20 protein-coding genes are annotated in these 17013 nt (G+C 68.9%); 11 read left to right on the top strand and 9 right to left on the bottom strand.

What is annotated here, in order from left to right; all coding sequences use genetic code 11:
• Positions 1–64: 64 nt before the first annotated feature.
• Complete coding sequence (locus QM728_RS11855) at positions 65–322, top strand: hypothetical protein (RefSeq protein ID WP_415032209.1); 258 nt, start codon at positions 65–67, stop codon at positions 320–322.
• Positions 323–402: 80 nt separating this feature from the next.
• Here QM728_RS11855 and QM728_RS11850 read toward each other — a convergent pair whose 3' ends face one another.
• The 7 genes from QM728_RS11850 to QM728_RS11820 form a co-directional block, all read right to left on the bottom strand.
• Positions 403–909, bottom strand: coding sequence for a GNAT family N-acetyltransferase (locus tag QM728_RS11850; RefSeq protein WP_415032208.1), 507 nt, complete (start codon positions 907–909; stop codon positions 403–405).
• Positions 910–936: 27 nt separating this feature from the next.
• A complete protein-coding gene (locus QM728_RS11845; protein WP_415032207.1) occupies positions 937–1914 on the bottom strand; it encodes an NAD-dependent epimerase/dehydratase family protein in 978 nt (325 codons plus the stop codon).
• Entirely contained in the window at positions 1902–3212 is a 1311-nt protein-coding gene (locus tag QM728_RS11840; RefSeq protein ID WP_415032206.1) for an alpha/beta hydrolase domain-containing protein, read from the bottom strand. Before QM728_RS11840 ends, QM728_RS11845 begins: the two co-directional genes overlap by 13 nt.
• 7 nt (positions 3213–3219) lie before the next feature.
• Positions 3220–3618, bottom strand: a complete 399-nt coding sequence (locus QM728_RS11835; RefSeq protein WP_415032205.1) for a carboxymuconolactone decarboxylase family protein — start codon at positions 3616–3618, stop codon at positions 3220–3222.
• Positions 3615–4484 (bottom strand): NAD(P)-dependent oxidoreductase, encoded by an 870-nt coding sequence (locus tag QM728_RS11830; RefSeq protein WP_415032204.1) that lies wholly within the window; start codon positions 4482–4484, stop codon positions 3615–3617. The genes QM728_RS11835 and QM728_RS11830 overlap by 4 nt, the downstream gene beginning before the upstream one ends.
• Entirely contained in the window at positions 4481–5218 is a 738-nt protein-coding gene (locus tag QM728_RS11825) for an SDR family oxidoreductase (RefSeq protein WP_415032203.1), read from the bottom strand. The genes QM728_RS11830 and QM728_RS11825 overlap by 4 nt, the downstream gene beginning before the upstream one ends.
• 90 nt (positions 5219–5308) lie before the next feature.
• On the bottom strand, positions 5309–6775 hold the full coding sequence (locus QM728_RS11820; protein WP_415032202.1) for an aldehyde dehydrogenase: 1467 nt from the start codon (positions 6773–6775) through the stop codon (positions 5309–5311).
• Between the two features lie 104 nt (positions 6776–6879).
• On the opposite strand from QM728_RS11820, the gene QM728_RS11815 reads away from it, so the two are divergent.
• The 10 genes from QM728_RS11815 to QM728_RS11770 all read left to right on the top strand — a co-directional run bounded on the left by QM728_RS11815 (position 6880) and on the right by QM728_RS11770 (position 15921).
• Positions 6880–7503, top strand: coding sequence for a TetR/AcrR family transcriptional regulator (locus tag QM728_RS11815; protein WP_415032201.1), 624 nt, complete (start codon positions 6880–6882; stop codon positions 7501–7503).
• Between the two features lie 70 nt (positions 7504–7573).
• Positions 7574–8788: a cytochrome P450 gene (locus tag QM728_RS11810; protein WP_415032200.1), complete on the top strand. Its 1215-nt coding sequence runs from the start codon at positions 7574–7576 to the stop codon at positions 8786–8788.
• Complete coding sequence (locus tag QM728_RS11805) at positions 8788–9591, top strand: SDR family oxidoreductase (protein WP_415032199.1); 804 nt, start codon at positions 8788–8790, stop codon at positions 9589–9591. The genes QM728_RS11810 and QM728_RS11805 overlap by 1 nt, the downstream gene beginning before the upstream one ends.
• Before the next feature lie 11 nt (positions 9592–9602).
• Positions 9603–10973 (top strand): cytochrome P450, encoded by a 1371-nt coding sequence (locus tag QM728_RS11800; protein ID WP_415032198.1) that lies wholly within the window; start codon positions 9603–9605, stop codon positions 10971–10973.
• Positions 10974–10999: 26 nt separating this feature from the next.
• On the top strand, positions 11000–11191 hold the full coding sequence (locus tag QM728_RS11795) for a ferredoxin (RefSeq protein WP_415032197.1): 192 nt from the start codon (positions 11000–11002) through the stop codon (positions 11189–11191).
• Between the two features lie 27 nt (positions 11192–11218).
• Entirely contained in the window at positions 11219–11794 is a 576-nt protein-coding gene (locus QM728_RS11790; protein WP_415032196.1) for a nuclear transport factor 2 family protein, read from the top strand.
• A gap of 5 nt (positions 11795–11799) precedes the next feature.
• Positions 11800–13068 (top strand): hypothetical protein, encoded by a 1269-nt coding sequence (locus QM728_RS11785; RefSeq protein WP_415032195.1) that lies wholly within the window; start codon positions 11800–11802, stop codon positions 13066–13068.
• A 10-nt stretch (positions 13069–13078) separates the two neighbouring features.
• A complete protein-coding gene (locus QM728_RS11780) occupies positions 13079–13954 on the top strand; it encodes an SDR family NAD(P)-dependent oxidoreductase (protein WP_415032194.1) in 876 nt (291 codons plus the stop codon).
• A gap of 63 nt (positions 13955–14017) precedes the next feature.
• A complete protein-coding gene (locus tag QM728_RS11775; protein WP_415032193.1) occupies positions 14018–15046 on the top strand; it encodes a hypothetical protein in 1029 nt (342 codons plus the stop codon).
• The gene (locus tag QM728_RS11770) at positions 15043–15921 is read left to right on the top strand and encodes a PaaI family thioesterase (protein WP_415032192.1); all 879 of its coding nucleotides are present in this window, start codon (positions 15043–15045) and stop codon (positions 15919–15921) included. Before QM728_RS11775 ends, QM728_RS11770 begins: the two co-directional genes overlap by 4 nt.
• A gap of 163 nt (positions 15922–16084) precedes the next feature.
• On the opposite strand, the gene QM728_RS11765 is transcribed toward QM728_RS11770, so the two are convergent.
• Positions 16085–16558 carry an SRPBCC domain-containing protein gene (locus QM728_RS11765; protein WP_415032191.1) on the bottom strand — a complete coding sequence of 158 codons (474 nt, stop codon included), beginning with the start codon at positions 16556–16558 and terminating at the stop codon, positions 16085–16087.
• A gap of 2 nt (positions 16559–16560) precedes the next feature.
• On the bottom strand, positions 16561–16893 hold the full coding sequence (locus QM728_RS11760) for an ArsR/SmtB family transcription factor (RefSeq protein ID WP_415032190.1): 333 nt from the start codon (positions 16891–16893) through the stop codon (positions 16561–16563).
• Between the last annotated feature and the right edge of the window lie 120 nt (positions 16894–17013).

The raw sequence follows: 17013 nt of genomic DNA, 5'->3' as shown, positions 1-17013 counted from the left end.
GGTATTGTCCGGAATTAGCACGCCCGAGTTCGGGTATTGCGCTTGTTGAACAAGGAGAAAACACATGTTGGAAACGCTTCTGCCGGGTCTCATCGGCGGCGTTCTCGGCGGTAACGCCGCTGGCCCGAAGACTGGTGCCAACCCGACCACCAGCAGCGTCGCGGGCGGCCTCGGTGGCCTGCTGACCGGTGGCGGCATCGGCGCCCTGCTGGGCGGCGACGGAGCCAGCACGCTGGTCAACGTCCTCAGCTCTGGTGTTGGTGGCGGCGTCGGCGGTGGCATCATCGCTGCGATCGCTGGCCTGCTTCTGAAGAAGAAGTAACCACAGCTTCTAATCGCACTCACGCCCGTACCCGGCCTAGCCGGGTGCGGGCGTGAGTCGTTTTCGGGGTCGACCGGCTGCTAGGCCGACCAGTGCCACGACCACACGGTCCCGACGTCGGGATCCTCGCCGTCGCCGACGTGCTCAAAGCCCAGCGCCACGAGGACCCCCGTCGACGGGTTCGGCCCGGGCAGGGTGTGTGCGACGACGTGGTCGATCTCGCCGCTGGCCACTGCCCGGTCGACGAGCGCCCGTGCGGCACCGGCGCCGAATCCCATTCCGCGGAACTCCGGGGCGATCTCGTATCCGATCTCGACGGTCCGATCCGACGGCGGCGCGGCATACCCGCCGGAACCGAGCAGACGGCCGGACTGTGCGTCGATGAAGAACTGCATCGACCACGGGCGCTCGTCGGCGGCACCCCGATCGGCGAATTCGAGCGCGGCGCCGATGGCCTCGGGGAACTCGGGCCACCCGTCGGGGATGGGCGAGCCGATCAGCTCGGTGAACCGCACCGGATCGTCGGTGAGTGCGGTGAGCAGCGCCGGGCTGGCGGGGACGAGCCGGACGTCGGGATGGGCGGACAAATGGACTCCAATCGTGATTGGAGGACCCTACGTCTCCGCAAACACCGACGCGATTGTTTTTTCCGCCGGCCGGAAGGTGGCGCCCAGCGCTTCGGCGGCGGCGTTCTCGGGGAACGGCGGATGCAGCAGGAACCCGACGGCGGCCTCGCCGAGCTGGTGCAGGCTCGCCGGCACGAGCGACGGGAAGCGGTCGGCCAGCTTGCCGACGCCGGTCATCACCGAGTTGGGGATGGGCAGGTACGGCACCCACCGCCCGACAGCGGCGGAGAGCGCCCGGGCGAGGTCGGCGCCGGTGATCCGCGATCCGGTCGCGGTGATGCGCCGCGGACCCTGACCGGGTGCGAGCAGCCGCAGGTGCAGGTCGGCCAGGTCGCGGCTGTCGACGAGCGTCAAACCGGCGGTGCGGCCGACGACGCCCAGCTTGACCAGGGTGTGCAGGCCGTCGCCGCCCTCGCCGCCGTAGCCGTCGATGCTCGGTCCTGCGACGCCGCCGGGATAGGTGATCGCGATCGGGGCGCCGTTCTCCTGGAGCTCGCGCACATACGCCTCGATCGCCGTCTTCGCGGCACCGTAGGCGCCGCTACCGCCGGGCAGCGGCTCGGCCGGATCGGTCAGCTCGGTCGACTTCGGCGGCCATAGGACCGCGCAGCTCGACACGTGCACGATCGGGTCGAGTCCGGCCGCGACGGCCCCGCCGATCACATTGCGCGCACCGGTCAACCCGCGCTCGAGCAGGACCCGGTCGGCCTCGGCGTCGCCGTGCAACGCGATCTCGGCGGCCGCGTGGATGACGGCGTCGCACCCGTCGAGCGCCCGTGCCACAGCCGCGTCGTCGGTGAAATCGCCGACGACGAAGTCGGGCTCGCCCCAGCCGAAGAAGTCGGCGACGCGGCGGAGCTTGTCGGGGCTGCGCACGAGGAAGCGCACGTCGTGTCCGGCGCGCAGCACCGCGTCGGCGGTCCACCCGCCGACGTAGCCGGTCCCACCGGTGATCAGGACTCGCACGGCAGTGCCCCCGGGTTGGCGTCGGCGAGGATCTGCGCGCGGTCATCGGCGAGGACGAAGCCGTCGGCGATCGCCCGCTCGACGGCGTCGGCGTACATCGTCAGATAGGCCTCGCGCGACGGGTACAGCCCGGCGAGCTCGTCGTCGGGCACCGCGGTGGTGGTCCCGAACAGCGCGCAGATCCGCGACACCGGCTCGTCGACGACGCCGCTCAGCACCTGGGTGGGAACGTCGACGCAGGGCGTCCGCACGCCGCCGCGGACGTTGCCGACGCCGTCGTGCGCGTACCGCGGTTCATCGTCGGGGCCGACGAGCTCGAGCGGCTGCGCGACCGGCGGCGGGGTGCCGCCGCGCGACCACGCATCGAGGTGTCGCAGGCCCGCGCGCAGGACGAAGCGCTGTTGGCCGCGGTTCACCGGCGTCGGGCAGCCCAGGATCTCCTCGAACGGGCCGATCTGCGCCAGGTCCGCGTGCGACGTCCCCGCGACCTCCCAGATGCGCACGGCGTCGGTGTCCGGCTGTCGTGCGAGGTAGGAGCGGAAGTTGGTGAGCACGTCGGTCTCGGTCTGCACGACGAGGACCGGTGTGCCAACGTCGGGGAAGGTGGCCGGCGGGTCGTCGAAGGCCCGATCGAGGTCGGCGGGTGCGCCCACCTGCCCGAGCGGCAGTCCGGCGACCGAGCGGCTGTGGATGAGGAAACCATCGAAGACGTGGTGGACCGGCGCGAAGCTGCGCACGTAGGTGGTCAGTGCCATCGCCGACTGCGATTCGCCGACGGCCAGCAGTCGCGCGACGGCGAGGTCGGCCAACGGCCCGTCGCGCAACCCGGCGGCGACCGCGGCGAACATGTCGAAGCAATACGCGTCGCCGGGGTGGTGCATCGCGCCGTACCGCTCGGCGTCTTTCGCGGCGAGCCCACCGGCCGCATCGGCCAGGCCGACCGCCGCCTCGCCGCCCTCGACGCCGGTGTACTGCGCGGAGACGCCGGCCCACGCGTGGCCGGCTCGCACGATCTCGTCGGCGAGATAGGTGTACTCGGGCGCCGCGTCGGCCCCGCTGCTGACGTTGAGCCACTCGACGACGACGGTGCCGCTGAACGCGGCGGGATCCGCCGGTCGGCGCAGCAGCACGCGCGTCGTGAAGTCGGCGGGTGGCGCCGGGCCGTCGGGGGTGAGGCCGGCGACCGTGCCGCCGGCCGCGTACTCGACCTCGGTGTAGCCGAGCGCGGCCAGGTCGGGGCCGGGCGTCGCACTCACCAGCGAGTGCCCGCCGCCGCCTGTCAGCTCGGTGAACTCCAAGCCCGGGTCAGTCCTTCTTCTGCGACTTGCGCCAGTTGTTGATGGCGGTGCCGAAGACGGTGTTCATCTTCGTGCCCACCGGCCAGCCTGCGTAGTAGCAGAGGAAGACCGCGATCTCCTCCAGCTGCTCCGGGGTGAGCTCCCCGTTGCCCAGCGCGGCGCCCGCCTGGATCTCGGCGACGTCGGTGTGGCCGTTGCCGGCCAGCAGGCCCAACAGCAGCAGACGACGGTCGCGGTTGGTCAGTTCGGGGAGGGTCCACACCTCGCCGAACAGCTGGTCGGCGGTGTGGGCGAAGTGCAGCCCGGGTCCGTCGGCCATCTCCCAGCCGTAGACCTCCGACATCTTGTCGACGGCCTTCTTGCGGTGCGGGGTGCCCTCGCCGCCCGCGGGGTTACCTACAGTCATGCCTTTGCTCCCTTGTCGTTGTCGTCGACGATGCCCAGCCCCGGCGCCAGGTTCTGACGCGCAATGGTGCCCAGCGGCAGGTCGACGTCGAGCTGTTCGCCCAGCGCCAGCGCCAGGTCGAGATCCTTGTTGCCCAGGTTCACCACGTGCGTGAACACGCCGTACCAAAAGTCGTCGGGATCGATCGGCGCCGTCGTGTCGCGCAGCATGATCGCCCCGGCACCGCCGGTGATGGCGTCGGTGTGCCGCACGACCTTGCCGAGCTTGGCGATGTCGATGCCGGCCGCCTCGGCCAGCCGCGAGGCCTCGGTGGTCGCGGTGAACGAGATGAAGTGCAGCAGGTTGCGGGCCAGCTTCATCTTCGTGCCCGCGCCGACCTCCTCGCCGGCGTGGACCAGCATGTCGCCGGCCAGTTTGAACGGCGGCTTGAGCTGGTCGTAGGCCGCGCGCGGACCGCCGAACATGATCGCCAGGCGACCCTGCTCGGCACCCGGCGCACCGCCGGAGATCGGGGCGTCCAACAGGTGGACGCCCTTTTCCGCGCACGTCTTCGCCAGGTCGATCGCGGTGTCCGGGCCGATCGTCGAGTGCACGGTGATGATCGTGCCGGGCTCGGCCGTCGTCAGCAGGTCGCCGACCACCGAACGGACCTGCTCGTCGTTGACGACGCAGATGCCGATGATGTCGGCCTGCTCGCCGAGCGCGGCCACCGTGTCGGCCTTGGCCGCACCCTTCTCGACGAGCTTGGCGACGGCCTCGTCGGAGAGGTCGAAGACGGTGAGCCCGCCCGGCCATTCCGCCAGGCGCCCGGCCATCGGTCCGCCGATGTTGCCCAGGCCGACGTATCCCAGCCGAGGGTCGCTCATGGCCGGTAGACCTGACCGCCGTCGACGTTGAAGATCTGGCCGGTGATCCAATTGGCCTCATCGGACAGCAGGAACTTGCACATGCCGACGTGGTCCTCCGGGGTGCCGAAGCGCTTGAGCGGCAGTTGCTTGACCATGTCCTTGACCATCTCGATCGGCGTGGTCTCGCGGGTGGCCTCGGTGTCGGTCGGGCCGGGGGCGATCGCGTTGACGCGGATGTTGTTGCCGCCCAGCTCGGTGGCCAGCTGGAAGGTCAGGTTGTTGATGCCCGCCTTCGCCAGGCCGTAGAAGCCGCTGTAGAGGTAGGCGGCCGTCGACGACTGGTTGACGATCGAGCCGCCGTCCTTCATGTGCGGGTAGACCGCGCGGGTCACCGCGAGAGCGCCGTCGAGGTTCACCGACATGAACTTCTTGTAGTAGTCCCACGGCACGGTGATGAGGAAGTCGAGCTTCATGCCGCCGTAGATCGCGGCGTTGTTCACCAGGCCGTGGATGTTGCCGTACTTCTCGACGGTCTTGGCGGCGAGGTTCTCGGCCGACTCCGGATCGGAGACGTCGCAGTGCACGTACAGGCCGCCGATGTCCTTGGCGACCTTCTCGCCGGCTTCGTCGTTGAGGTCGGCGACGACGACATTCGCGCCCTCCTCGGCCAGGCCGCGGGCATAGCCCTCGCCGATGCCGCCGGCGGCGCCGGTGACGATGATGGTCTTGCCGTCGAAACGCTTGGAGCTCATGGGTTTGTCCTATCTGTTTGAGGTTTGTATTCGGTGGTCGAGTGCCTTCGAGGCGCTAGCCGAGAAGGTGTATCGAGACCCGGTGCGATGTCATGCCGGCCGGGCGACGGCCTTGGACTCGAGGTACTCCTCGAAGCCCGCGACGCCCATCTCGCGGCCGATGCCGGACTGCTTGTAGCCGCCGAAGGGCACGTCGGCGGCGTACCAGATGCCGCCGTTGACGCCCATCGTGCCGGTGCGCACGCCGTTGATGACCTTGTTGATGCGGGACTCGTCGGTGCCGTAGACCATCCCGGACAGGCCGTACGGGGAGTCGTTGGCGATGCGGATCGCGTCGTCGTCGCCGTCGTGCGGGATGATGACGAGCACCGGGCCGAAGATCTCCTCCTGCGCGACGCGTGCGGAGTTGTCGAGCCCGGAGATCAGGGTCGGCTCGACGAAGAAGCCCTTGTCCTTGCCCTCGGGGCGACCGCCGCCGCACTCGATCTTCCCGCCCTCGTCCTGCGCGAGCTTGATGTAGCCCTCGACGCGGTCGCGCTGGACCGCCGAGATCAGCGGGCCGCAGATCGTGCCCGGCTTGCTCGGATCGTCGGCCTGCAGGCCGGCCATCGCGTCGCGGGTGGCCTTGATCGCCTCGTCGTACTTCTCGCGGGGGACCAGCAGGCGGGTGGTGATGGCGCAGCCCTGACCGGCGTGGGTGACGACGTTGAAGGCGGCCATCGAGCAGGCGCTCTTCAGGTCGGCGTCGTCGAGGACGATGAACGCCGACTTGCCGCCCAGCTCCAGGAAGACCTTCGTGAGCGAGCCGGCCGCGGACTCCATGACCTTCTTGCCGGTGGCGGTCGAGCCGGTGAACGACACGATGTCCACGCGCGGGTCGGTGACCAGCTTGGCGCCGATCTCGTGGTCGGACGAGGTGATGACGTTGACGACGCCCGGCGGGAAGTCGGTCTCCTCGGCGATGACCTTGCCGACGAGGGCGGCCGCCCAGGGGGTGTCGGGTGCGGGCTTGAGGACGACGGTGCAGCCGGCGGCCAGCGCGGGGCCGATCTTCGCGAAGTTGATCTGGTGCGGGAAGTTCCACGGGGTGATCGCACCGACGACACCGGCGCCCTCGTAGCGGATCTCTCGGACGTTGGGCAGGCCCATCGGCTCGGCCTTGCCCAGGTCGCGGGTCCACTCGAAGTTCTCGGCCAGGTCGGCGAAGTAGGCGAGGTCCTTCACCGGGCCCTCGAATTGCGGACCGGAGGTCAGGAACGCGGGCGCGCCGACCTCCTCGGTCGTCAGCGTGCGGAACTCCTCGGCGTGCGCGAGCAGGGCGTCGCGCAGCTGCCGCAGGCACTTGGCGCGGAACGCGTGGTCGCGCGACCAGTCGGTCTCGTCGAACGCGCGCCGCGCGGCGGCGATGGCGGCGTCGAGGTCGTCGGGGCCGGCGTCGGCCGCGCTGCCGATGACCTCTTCGGTCGCCGGGTTGAGGATCTCGAACGTGCCGCGCGAGCCGGGGACGAGCTTGCCGTCGATCAGCAGCTCGGAGCTGGTTTCCGGGCGCAGTGCCATGTGGGGTTCTCCCTCTGTGTCGGTCCGGGCGTGCCGGGACTGTCCAGGTTGATGTCTGGACATGTGTCTAGACGCGAGTACAAACCTAGTGTAGCGTGGCTCACATGTCCACCCCCATGGCACCCGGAGCACAGGCGACCGCCACCTCGGTTTCCCAGGAATCGACCCGTCGCCGGCTCTCCGCGCAACAGGCGGAGACGGTCGCGAAGCTCACCGATGCGGCCGTCGAAGTGCTGCGCGCCGACGGCTTCGACGGCCTCACCGTCCGGTCGGTCGCCAAGCTCGCCGGCGTCGCGCCCGCCACCGCGTACACCTACTTCAGCTCCAAGAGCCACCTCGTCGCCGAGGTGTTCTGGCGCCGCCTCGCCGAGGGCGTGCCCGAGTCCGACAAGAGCAAGCCGCCGACCGAGCGCGTCGTCGAACTGCTGCGGTCGGTGGCGCTCATCGTCACCGGCGACGGCGACCTGGGCGGCGCGGTGACCGTCGCGCTGCTGGGCACCGACCCCGACGTCGAGCACCTGCGCATGCGCATCGGCGGGTTCATCCGCCGCCGCCTCGCCGACGCGCTCGAGGTCGACCCGGAGAACCCCGGCCAGGTCGTCGAAGCGCTGGAGATGCTCTACGCCGGCGGCCTGGTCCACGCCGGAATGGGCCACATGTCCTACGAGGACACCGCCGAGCGCCTCACCGAGGCCGCGTTGCTGATCATGTCCGACGACAACGCCTAGACCATCGAAACTCTCAGTCCACCAACACGATTCAGCCCGAGGAGCAGCAGTGAGCACGACGATCGCGGGAATGGAACAGCGCGTTCCGTTCGACCCGTACGCCTACGACTTCCACGAAGACCCGTACCCGACGTACGCGCAGCTGCGCGCCGAGGCACCGGTCTACTACAACGCGACGCAGGACTTCTGGGCGCTCGCCAAGCACGAGGACGTGCGCAACGGCTTCCGCAACAACGTGCAGTTGTCGAACGCCTGGGGCGTCTCGATGGACCCGGGCGCCTACAGCCCCGACGCGTCGAAGTCGATGTCGTTCCTGGCGATGGACGACCCGAAGCACATGCGCATCCGCAAGCTCGTTTCCAAGGGCTTCACCCCGCGCCGCGTGAACGAGCTCGCCGACGGCATCCGTAAGCTCACCAAGGAGCACTGGGACAAGTGCCTGGAGATGGGCGAGTTCGACTACGTCACCGACTTCGCCGGCAAGCTGCCGATGGACGTCGTGTCCGAACTGCTCGACGTCCCGGTCGCCGACCGCGCCTACCTGCGCGAGCAGTCCGACCTGCTCATCCACCGCGAAGAGGGCGTGCTGGACATCCCCGAGGCGGCGGTCCACGCCTTCCTCGGGCTGCACGGCTACTACACGAACCTGCTCGCCGACCGGCGCAAGAACCCGGGCGAGGACCTCGTCTCGGCGCTGCTCGACGCGGAGATCGTCGACGAGGAGACCGGTGAGAACGTGAAGCTGTCCGACGAGGACATCGTCGGCTTCATGTTCCTGATGGTCGTCGCCGGCAACGAGACCACCACCAAGCTGCTCGCCAACGCCGTCTACTGGGCCCACGAGAACCGCCCGCAGCTCGACCGCGTGCTCGCCGATCCGGACATCGTGCCGCTGTGGACCGAGGAGACCCTGCGGTTCGACAACTCGACGCAGATGGTCCTGCGCCGCGTGATCGAGGACGTCGAGTTCGGCGGCATCGTGATCCCGGCCGAGCAGCGCGTGCTGCTGCTCGTGGGCTCGGCCAACCGCGACACCGAGGTCTTCGGCGACGACGCCGACCAGTACATCCTCGGCCGCGACGTCGGCCAGACGCTGATGAGTTTCGGTGTCGGCACCCACTTCTGCCTCGGCGCCCACCTGGCCCGCCTCGAGTCCAACATCGGTCTCGACGAGGTGATTCGCAGTGTGCGGGACTACGAGCTCGATCTCGACAACGCCGTGCGCGTGCACTCGGTCAACGTCCGCGGCTTCGCGAACCTCCCGATGAAGGTGCAGGCCCGCTGATGCCCCCGTTCCAACCGCACCCCGACCGTCGACCCGTGTTCGTCGCCGGCGCCTCCTCGGGCATCGGCGAGGCCACCGCCCGCTGGCTCGGCAAGGCCGGCTACCCGGTCGCCCTCGGCGCCCGCCGCGTCGAGAAGTGCAAGGAGATCGCCGAACAGATCATCGCCGACGGCGGTGAGGCCATGGCCGTCGCGCTCGACGTCACCGACGACGATTCGGTCCTCGAGGCCGTGCGCGAGGTCGAGAAGGCCTGGGGGCCGATCGAGGTCGCGATCTCCGGCGCCGGCGACCTCGGTGTCGGCCGCACCCACGAGATCTCCGTCGACAAGTGGGCCGAGCAGATCAACATCCACCTGATCGGCGCCTTCCGCCTCTACCGCGCCATCGTGCCCGGCATGATCGAGCGCCGTCGCGGCGACTTCGTCTTCATCGGCTCCGACGTCGCCGTCCACCCGCGACCGTGGTCGTCGGCCTACGTCGCCGCCAAGACCGGCGTCGACGGCCTGGTCGCCACCGTGCAGATGGAGCTGGAGGGCACCGGCGTGCGCGCCAGCATCATCCGCCCCGGCCAGACCCTCACCGGCATGGGCATGAACCTCGACCAGGACGACACCACCGCGATGCTGGAGGACTGGATCGCCTTCGGCCTGGCCCGCCACGGCAACTTCCTGGAGCCGGACAACCTGGCCCAGGCGATCGCCGCCATCGTCGGCATGCCCCCCGGCGCGCACATGCGCGTCGTCGAGGTCGAGGCCGAGGGCAAGCTCAAGAAATCCGACAAGTCTCAGCCCGAGAAGAAGTGAAAGGCACCCCCATGAGTACGCAGACGATGCCCAAGCGGGTCTCCGGCGGAGAAGGCGAACACGGCCACCTCGACGACATGACCAACGACCCGATCGGGTTGTTCTGGCGCGTGCGCGAGGAGTGCGGCGACGTCGGCATGTTCGAGCTGGCCGGCCGCGAGGTCGTGCTGGTCTCCGGCGCGACCGCCAACGAAGAGTTCTTCCGCGCCCCCGACGAACTGCTCGACCAGGCCGCGGCCTACCCGTTCATGACCCCGGTCTTCGGTGAGGGCGTCGTCTTCGACACCTCGCCGGAGGAGCGGAGCAAGGCGCTGCACAACCAGGCGCTCAAGGGCGCCCACATGAAGCAGCACGCCGTCACCATCCCCAACGAGGTCGAGCGGATGATCGCCGACTGGGGCGACGAGGGCGAGATCGACCTGCTCGAGTGGTTCGGCGAGCTGACCCTCTACACGTCGTCGTCGTGCCTGATCGGCAAGAAGTTCCGCGAGCGCCTGAGCAAGCGGATCTCGGAGATCTACCACGACCTCGAGCGCGGTACCGACCCGTACGCCTACGTCGACTACAACGCCGACATCGAGAGCTTCCGCCGTCGCGACGCCGCGCGCGCCGAGCTCGTCGAGTTCATGGCGGACGTCCTCAAGGACTACGAGGCGAACCCGCCGGCCGACAAGGAGGACCGCGACCTGCTCGACGTCCTCGTGTCGCTCAAGAACGAGGACGGGTCGCCGATGTTCTCGGCCGACACCGTCACCGGCATGTTCATCTCGATGATGTTCGCCGGGCACCACACCACCCAGGGCACGTCCGCGTGGACGCTCCTGGAGTTGCTGCGGCACCCGGAGTTCATGGCCGAGGTCGTCGCCGAACTCGACGACATCTACGAGGACAAGGGCGAGGGCAAGCCGGAGTACAGCTTCGCCGCGATGCGCCAGATTCCGCTGCTGGAGGCCGGCATCAAGGAGACGCTGCGCCTGCACCCGCCGCTGATCATCCTCATGCGCCTGGTCCGCGAGGACTTCGAGATCGAGGACAACCTGGTCAAGGCCGGCCAGCTGATCGCCGTCTCACCGGCGGTCAACAACCGCCTGCCCGAGGACTTCCCCGAGGCCGAGACCTTCGATCCGTACCGGTACATCGACCCGCGCCAGGACGACATCATCAACCGCTGGACGTGGATCCCGTTCGGCGCGGGCCGCCACCGCTGTGTGGGCGCCCAGTTCGCGATGATGCAGATCAAGGCGATCTTCTCGGTGCTGCTGCAGAACTACGAGTTCGAGTTGGCGCAGGACCCCGACTCGTACCACAACGACCACTCGAAGATGGTCGTGCAGCTGGCCCAGCCCTGCAAGGTGCGCTACAAGCGCCGTCAGCGCGACTGAGCGTTCTCACGGAGAGGAGCAACGTCATGCGAATCGAAGTCGACCTGGACCTGTGCCAGGGCCACGGCATGTGCGAGATGGAGGCCCCCGAGGTCTTCGAGGCACAGCGCGACTACGTCGAGATCCTCGACAAGAACCCGGATGAATCGCTGCGCAAGGCCGTCGAAGCGGCCGTGCGCTACTGCCCGACGCAGGCCCTGCGGATCGTCGAAGACTAGTCCCCAACGAATTAAGGAACCCATCTGATGACTGAAGTCACCGCCGCCACCAGCTTCGGACCCTTCGACCGGGCCGAGCTCGACGAGATGAAGGAGCGCTGGCTCAAGGCCAACATTGAGGCCGAGGAGGCCGGCGACTGGAAGCCGCTCGCCGACTACTACACCGAGGACGCCACCTACGGCTGGAACTACGGCCCGAACAAGGACTTCATGGCCGTCGGCCGCGACGAGATCCGCGACCTGGCCCTCGGCCAGGAGATGGAGGGCCTCAAGGGCTGGATCTACCCGTACCAGACCTGGGTGATCGACGATCAGACCGGCGACATGATCGGCCTGTGGAAGCAGATCTACGAGGGCAAGCGCGAGGACGGCACCAACTACGCCCTCGAGGGCATCCAGGGCAGCTGGTTCAAATACGGCGGCAACTTCCAGTTCGCCTGGCAGCGCGACTTCTTCGACTACGGCAACGTCTCGGCGCTGTTCATCGAGATGATGACCAAGAAGGCGATGAGCGACGAGATGCTCGCGCGCGTGGAGAAGTCGGCCCCGGGCAACCTGCCCGGGTGGTACGACTTCGGCACCGCGCCCGTGAAGTTCTGGTGACGGCGATGGCCGATACAGCCCTTATCGGTTCCTCCCCGTACGCCGACTTCACCCGCGAGCAACTCGCCACGCTGCTGCCCGAGATGCTGCTCACCGGGCAGTTGATCGACCGCAGCGGCATGGCCCACCTCATCTCCGCCTTCGGGCGCGACGGCATGACGCAGGTCGCCATCGAGGAGTGGATGGCGGCGAGCCCGGTCTACACCGGTCGCATGCGCGCGGCCCTCGGCATCGACGGCGACGGTGTCGTCGACATGTTCAAGTGCCTGCAGCTCGACATCGGCGCCCCGCCGCAGTTCATGGACTTCCGCTACGTCGTGCACGACGAGTATCACGGCGGCTTTGTCTTGAACCACTGCGGCGCGTTGATGGACGTCGAGCCGATGGGCGACGGCTACGTCACCGCCATGTGCCACGACATCGAGGACCCCACCTTCGACGCGACCGCGATCGCGACCAACCGTCGCGCCCGCATCCGCCCGGTGCACCGCCCGCCGCGCGTCCCGTCGGACCGGCACCCGCACTGCGAGTGGACGGTGACGATCGAGCCCGACCGCGAGGAGCTGCCGCTGCCCGAGTTCACCATCCCGGTGCTCGAGACGGCGGCCGCGACCATCGAGCTGACGCCGATCGACCACGCCGCCACCGACGGCCACGTCGACTACCGCGGCGACCTGGTGGAGGACCTCGTCTTCGGCGACTTCTCACACTCCGCGCTGGTCCGCATGGCCGAGGAAGTCGCACTGCAGCACCACCTGCTCGCGATCGGCTTCCGCTTGTCCGTCCTGCGGAAAGCAGGGGACGAACAGGCGCGTGAGATCACCGAGAAGCAGCTCATCGGCATCGCCGGCATGGCGTCGGAGCGACTGCGGGACGCGCTCGGCGTCGGCGACTCCCCGGCCGATCTGGTGACCGTGCTGAACGCCCACCCGATCATCGGCCCGCGCCAGTACACGGGCGTCGTGGCCGAGGTGAATGGCGAGGGCGTGCGGATCCGCGTGCCGCAGGATGCGCCGGCTATCGGCGACGAGGGCTGGATGGACCTGCTCACCCCCGACTTCACCGCCGCGCTCGACGCGATGGTGCACGGGGTCGATGACCGCTGGACCGTGGATTCGGCAGCCGTCGTCGACGGCGAACTGGTCGTCGACGTCGTGAAGGGCGAGCCGCGCAAGGAGGCGGGGGAGGTTGCGATCGTGCGCTTCTCGTCCGGCTCGACATTCGAGTTCGCCGACCGCGGCAAGGCCAAGCCGATCCCGCTGACGGTCCTGTGAGCATCGAACCGTGAGCGCGGGACTGGGCGGCCTGGGCGGTCGCGTCGCCATCGTCGGCGGCGCGACGCGCGGCATTGGGCTGTCGGTCGCCCACGCGCTGGCGGGCGCCGGTGCGTCGGTCGTCGTGAACGGTCGTGACCCGCGGGCCGTCGAGGCAGCCGTCGACGAGATCGTCGGCAGTGGGGGAGCGGCCGTCGGCGTCGTCGGGTCGGCCGCCGCCGAGGGTGTTGCCGAGGGCATGGTCGCGACCGCGCTCGACAAGTTCGGCGCGCTTGATATCGCCATCAACTGCGCGGGCGTCGCCGAACCGTCGGGGTCGACGGTGTTGACCATCTCGCGCGAGGAGTTCGCCGACCAGATCGACGCGCACCTGATGAGCGCGTTCGCACTGACGCAGGCGGCCGGGCGGGTGATGGCCGAGCAGGGGAGCGGCGCCATCGTCCTGACCGGGTCGGCGGCGTCGTACGGGATGTTCGGCGGCAGCGGCTATCCCGCGGGCAAGGGCGGGGTCAACGCGCTCACGCTCGCGGCGGCCGCCGATTTGAAGGATGCCGGGGTGCGCGTCAACGCGGTGCTGCCCGGTGCGCGGTCGCGGCTGTCGACCGGGGATGATTACGTCCGCCACATCGAGGGGTTGCATGAGCGGGGCATCCTGGACGACGGCCTGCGCGACGCCGCGCTCGACCCGGCGCCGCCGGAGTTCGTCGCACCGCTGTACGTGTTCCTCGCCAGCGAGCACGGCAAGGCCATCACCGGCCAGATCTTCAGCGCCGCCGGCGGTTTCATCGGGCGCTACGAACCGGCCCAGCCGACGTTCATCGCCTACCGCGACCACAAGGATTCCGCGCCGTACAGCCTGGACGAGTTGGCCGACCTGCTCGCCTGACATTTTCTGCGCCGTAGGCCGTCATTTCGGCAGATTTTGTCAGGCCTCCAATACTCTCGACGCATGACAACCGAATCCGTTGCGCAGGCACTGCTCGACGCGCAGGTCGCGTGGGCAGTCAACCGCATGACCGGCGACGAACTGCCCGAACTGGCCGAGAAGGCCGTCGACGACGTGCTCGCCGTCGCCGAGAAGACCACCACCGGCGCCCTCGTCGATCCCGCCGAGATCAAGTCGATCGCCCGGATGATCGCCGCCAAGGTCCCGCCGAGCACGGCCGCGTCGACGCTGGTCGAGCAGGGCGCCGAGATCGTGCTCTCGAACCCGGCGGGCACCTACACGTTGCGCGAAGTCGTGGACAAGGAGAACGTCGAGCGCATCACCGACGAGGTGCTCGGGCTGACGCCGTTCTTGGAGAAGGCCCTCGACGACCTGACGCACAGCCCGATGATGGCCGCGCTCGCGTCGCGGTTCGTCGGGCGCATCGTCAACGACGTCGTCGCGGGCAACCGGGCGATGGCCGAGAAGATTCCCGGTGTCGGATCGCTGGTGTCGATGGGCACCAAGGCCGCGGGCAAGGCCCTCGGCCAGGCCGGTGAGCAGTTCGGCGAGCTCTTCGGCGATGCGACCGCCAAGGGCGCCGAGTTCGCGATGGGCCGGCTGAACAAGATCGTCGTCGCGACCCTGAAGGACCCGTCGACCAAGGCCGCGGTTCTGGAGGTCTTCGACATGTACGCCGACCAGCCGGTCCCGCCGCTGGACAAGATGCTCAGCGTCGACGACGCGAAGCGGATCGCCGGTCTTGGGCAGGACGTCACGATCGCCGCGGCCGTCTCCGAACCCGTTCTCAAGCTGATGGACGCGCTCATCGACGGCTTCTTCACCGTCTACGGCGAGTACCCGGCCAAGCAGCTGCTCGACGAACTCGACATCACCCGCGACGACCTGGTGAAGTACGCCGTGGCCGGTGCGCCGAAACTGTTCGACGCGGTCAAGGCATCGGGCGAGCTCGAACGGATCGTCCGCGAGCAGCTCGAGCCGTTCTACTCCTCGCCCGAGGTCGCCAAGATTCTCGACGGAAAGGCGCCGTGACCTACTCGCCGAAGAATGCCTTCGACGCGTTCGCCATTCGCATCGAGCCCGAGTCCGACCCGATCGCCATGACCCAGCCGATGGGTACGCGCATCGTCGACCACCGCGGTCGGGTGGAATTGCCCGCCGTCATGGTGCTCTTCGACGACCTGGGCGGGCTGCCGTTCGCGCTCGCCGACCCGTCGAACTCGTCGATCCAGGCGCGGCTCACCGTCGCGGCCGGCGCGCGGCTGGAGCGGGGCGACGTGGTGCGCGGCGACGGTCGGCTGACGATGCACGACGACTCGTTCGGGTCGACGACGATCCGCGTGACCCGCGGCGAGGACACGGTCGTGCACGGGATGTCCCGCAGTGTGCGCGTCGGGCGCGCGGTCGTCGGGGAGCCGGAGGTCGTGGCCGGGGAGACGCTTCCCGCGCCCGATGACGCCGACCTGCCCGAGCCGATCGACCCGGCGCTGTCGGGGGCCGACGTCGTGGCAGCGATCGCCGACGGGAGTCGTCGGATCGGTCCACTGGGAGAGTTGCTCGGGGCCCGCATCGTCGACGCGAGTCCGGAGGCGCTGCGCCTCGAAGTGCCGGCAGTCGAGTGGATGGGCAACTTCTTCGGCTCGATGCACGGGGGGATGATCGCCACGATCGTCGCCCAAGCGGCGTCGCTGGGGATCGCGGCCAACATGCGTCCCGGCGTCGACTATCAGCTGACCGAGTACACCGTCGCGTTCCTGCGTTCACCAGCCGTCGACGGCCAGAACGTGGTCGCCACGGTGACCCCGGTCAAGCTCGGGCGGCGGCTGTCGACGGTCGACGTCGAGCTGCACGCCGCCGACGGCACCCTCCTCGCGCGGGGCACCGCCGACGCGCGCTGCGACCGCTAATCCGCCGAGTGGGCGGTCCAACCACGCCGAGTGGGCGGTCCAACCACGCCGAGTGGGCGGTCCAACCATGCCGAGTGGGCGGTCCAGCTACGCCGAGTGGGCGGTCCAACCACGCCGAGTGGGCGGTCCAGCTACGTCGAGTGGGCGGTCAGACTGCCTACGACTATTCGCTGAGCACCTGGGCGATGTTCTCGAGCAGTCCGCGGGTTCCCTCTTCGCGGCCGGCGGCCGCCTCGGGTCCGGGTCCGTGCACCCCGTCCAGGTGGACCCCTTGCTCGGTGAAGGTGAGGCGCGTGCCGCCGTCGACCGCCTCGAACACGACGGTCGTGACCGACGTCGAAGCGTGGGCGTCGTCGAGCCACATGTCGTAGGTGTAGACGATCCGCTCGTTGGGCACGATGTCGGTGTAGGTCGCGCGGAATCGGGACAGGGGGCCGTCGGGGCCCCGTCGGCCGTCGTCGACGGAGACGCCGCCGATGCGGAAGTCGTCTGTCCGCTCGACCTCGATGAAGTCGTCGCTGCCGAACCACTTGGCCTTGACGGTGGGATCTGCGAAGGCCTGCCATACGGCGGAGACCGGTACCGGGTAGTCGCGCTCTAGGACGAAGGTCGCGTGGGTTTGGGTGAGGGTGGACATCGTCAATCTCCTTCGTTGTCGGTCAAGTAGTCCCCGAGGCGGTCGAGCCGTTGTTCCTCGGGGCGTCGCTGCGCGACGATCCAGCGGTTGGCGGGCACCAACGCATCTGGCACAAGTTGATAAGTGCGGACCCGACCGACCTTCTCGGACGAGACCACTCCGGCGCGCTCGAGTACCCGTAGGTGCTCGACGATCGTCGGCAGTGCCGCGTCAAACGGTTCGGCGAGTTCGGTGACCGATGCCGGCGACTGAACCAGCCGCTCCACCAAGGCCCGCCGGGTCGCGTCGGACAACGCGCGGAACACCGCGTCCAACCCCGCTTGATACTTAGTCATATAACTAAGTATTGCCGAGGTCGCCGACGCCCGCAACCCCGCGGTCGCCGAGGCCGCCCACTCGATGCAAGCCGACCGCCCACTCGGCGTAGTTGGACCGCTCACTCGGCGGGGTTGGAC

Source organism: Gordonia sp. (in: high G+C Gram-positive bacteria), assembly GCF_047602025.1.
Lineage (GTDB): Bacteria > Actinomycetota > Actinomycetes > Mycobacteriales > Mycobacteriaceae > Gordonia.
Note: the sequence above shows the minus strand (reverse complement) of the source record. Positions and strands in the feature narration are given on the sequence as shown.

Bases quoted from the DNA above. Each gene is read 5' to 3' on its own strand.
- QM728_RS11855 (WP_415032209.1), top strand. From the start codon at position 65: ATGTTGGAAACGCTTCTGCCGGGTCTCATCGGCGGCGTTCTCGGCGGT.
- QM728_RS11835 (WP_415032205.1), bottom strand. From the start codon at position 3,618: ATGACTGTAGGTAACCCCGCGGGCGGCGAGGGCACCCCGCACCGCAAG.
- QM728_RS11830 (WP_415032204.1), bottom strand. From the start codon at position 4,484: ATGAGCGACCCTCGGCTGGGATACGTCGGCCTGGGCAACATCGGCGGA.
- QM728_RS11825 (WP_415032203.1), bottom strand. From the start codon at position 5,218: ATGAGCTCCAAGCGTTTCGACGGCAAGACCATCATCGTCACCGGCGCC.
- QM728_RS11820 (WP_415032202.1), bottom strand. From the start codon at position 6,775: ATGGCACTGCGCCCGGAAACCAGCTCCGAGCTGCTGATCGACGGCAAG.
- QM728_RS11815 (WP_415032201.1), top strand. From the start codon at position 6,880: ATGTCCACCCCCATGGCACCCGGAGCACAGGCGACCGCCACCTCGGTT.
- QM728_RS11810 (WP_415032200.1), top strand. From the start codon at position 7,574: ATGGAACAGCGCGTTCCGTTCGACCCGTACGCCTACGACTTCCACGAA.
- QM728_RS11805 (WP_415032199.1), top strand. From the start codon at position 8,788: ATGCCCCCGTTCCAACCGCACCCCGACCGTCGACCCGTGTTCGTCGCC.
- QM728_RS11800 (WP_415032198.1), top strand. From the start codon at position 9,603: ATGAGTACGCAGACGATGCCCAAGCGGGTCTCCGGCGGAGAAGGCGAA.
- QM728_RS11795 (WP_415032197.1), top strand. From the start codon at position 11,000: ATGCGAATCGAAGTCGACCTGGACCTGTGCCAGGGCCACGGCATGTGC.
- QM728_RS11790 (WP_415032196.1), top strand. From the start codon at position 11,219: ATGACTGAAGTCACCGCCGCCACCAGCTTCGGACCCTTCGACCGGGCC.
- QM728_RS11785 (WP_415032195.1), top strand. From the start codon at position 11,800: ATGGCCGATACAGCCCTTATCGGTTCCTCCCCGTACGCCGACTTCACC.
- QM728_RS11775 (WP_415032193.1), top strand. From the start codon at position 14,018: ATGACAACCGAATCCGTTGCGCAGGCACTGCTCGACGCGCAGGTCGCG.
- QM728_RS11765 (WP_415032191.1), bottom strand. From the start codon at position 16,558: ATGTCCACCCTCACCCAAACCCACGCGACCTTCGTCCTAGAGCGCGAC.
- QM728_RS11760 (WP_415032190.1), bottom strand. From the start codon at position 16,893: ATGACTAAGTATCAAGCGGGGTTGGACGCGGTGTTCCGCGCGTTGTCC.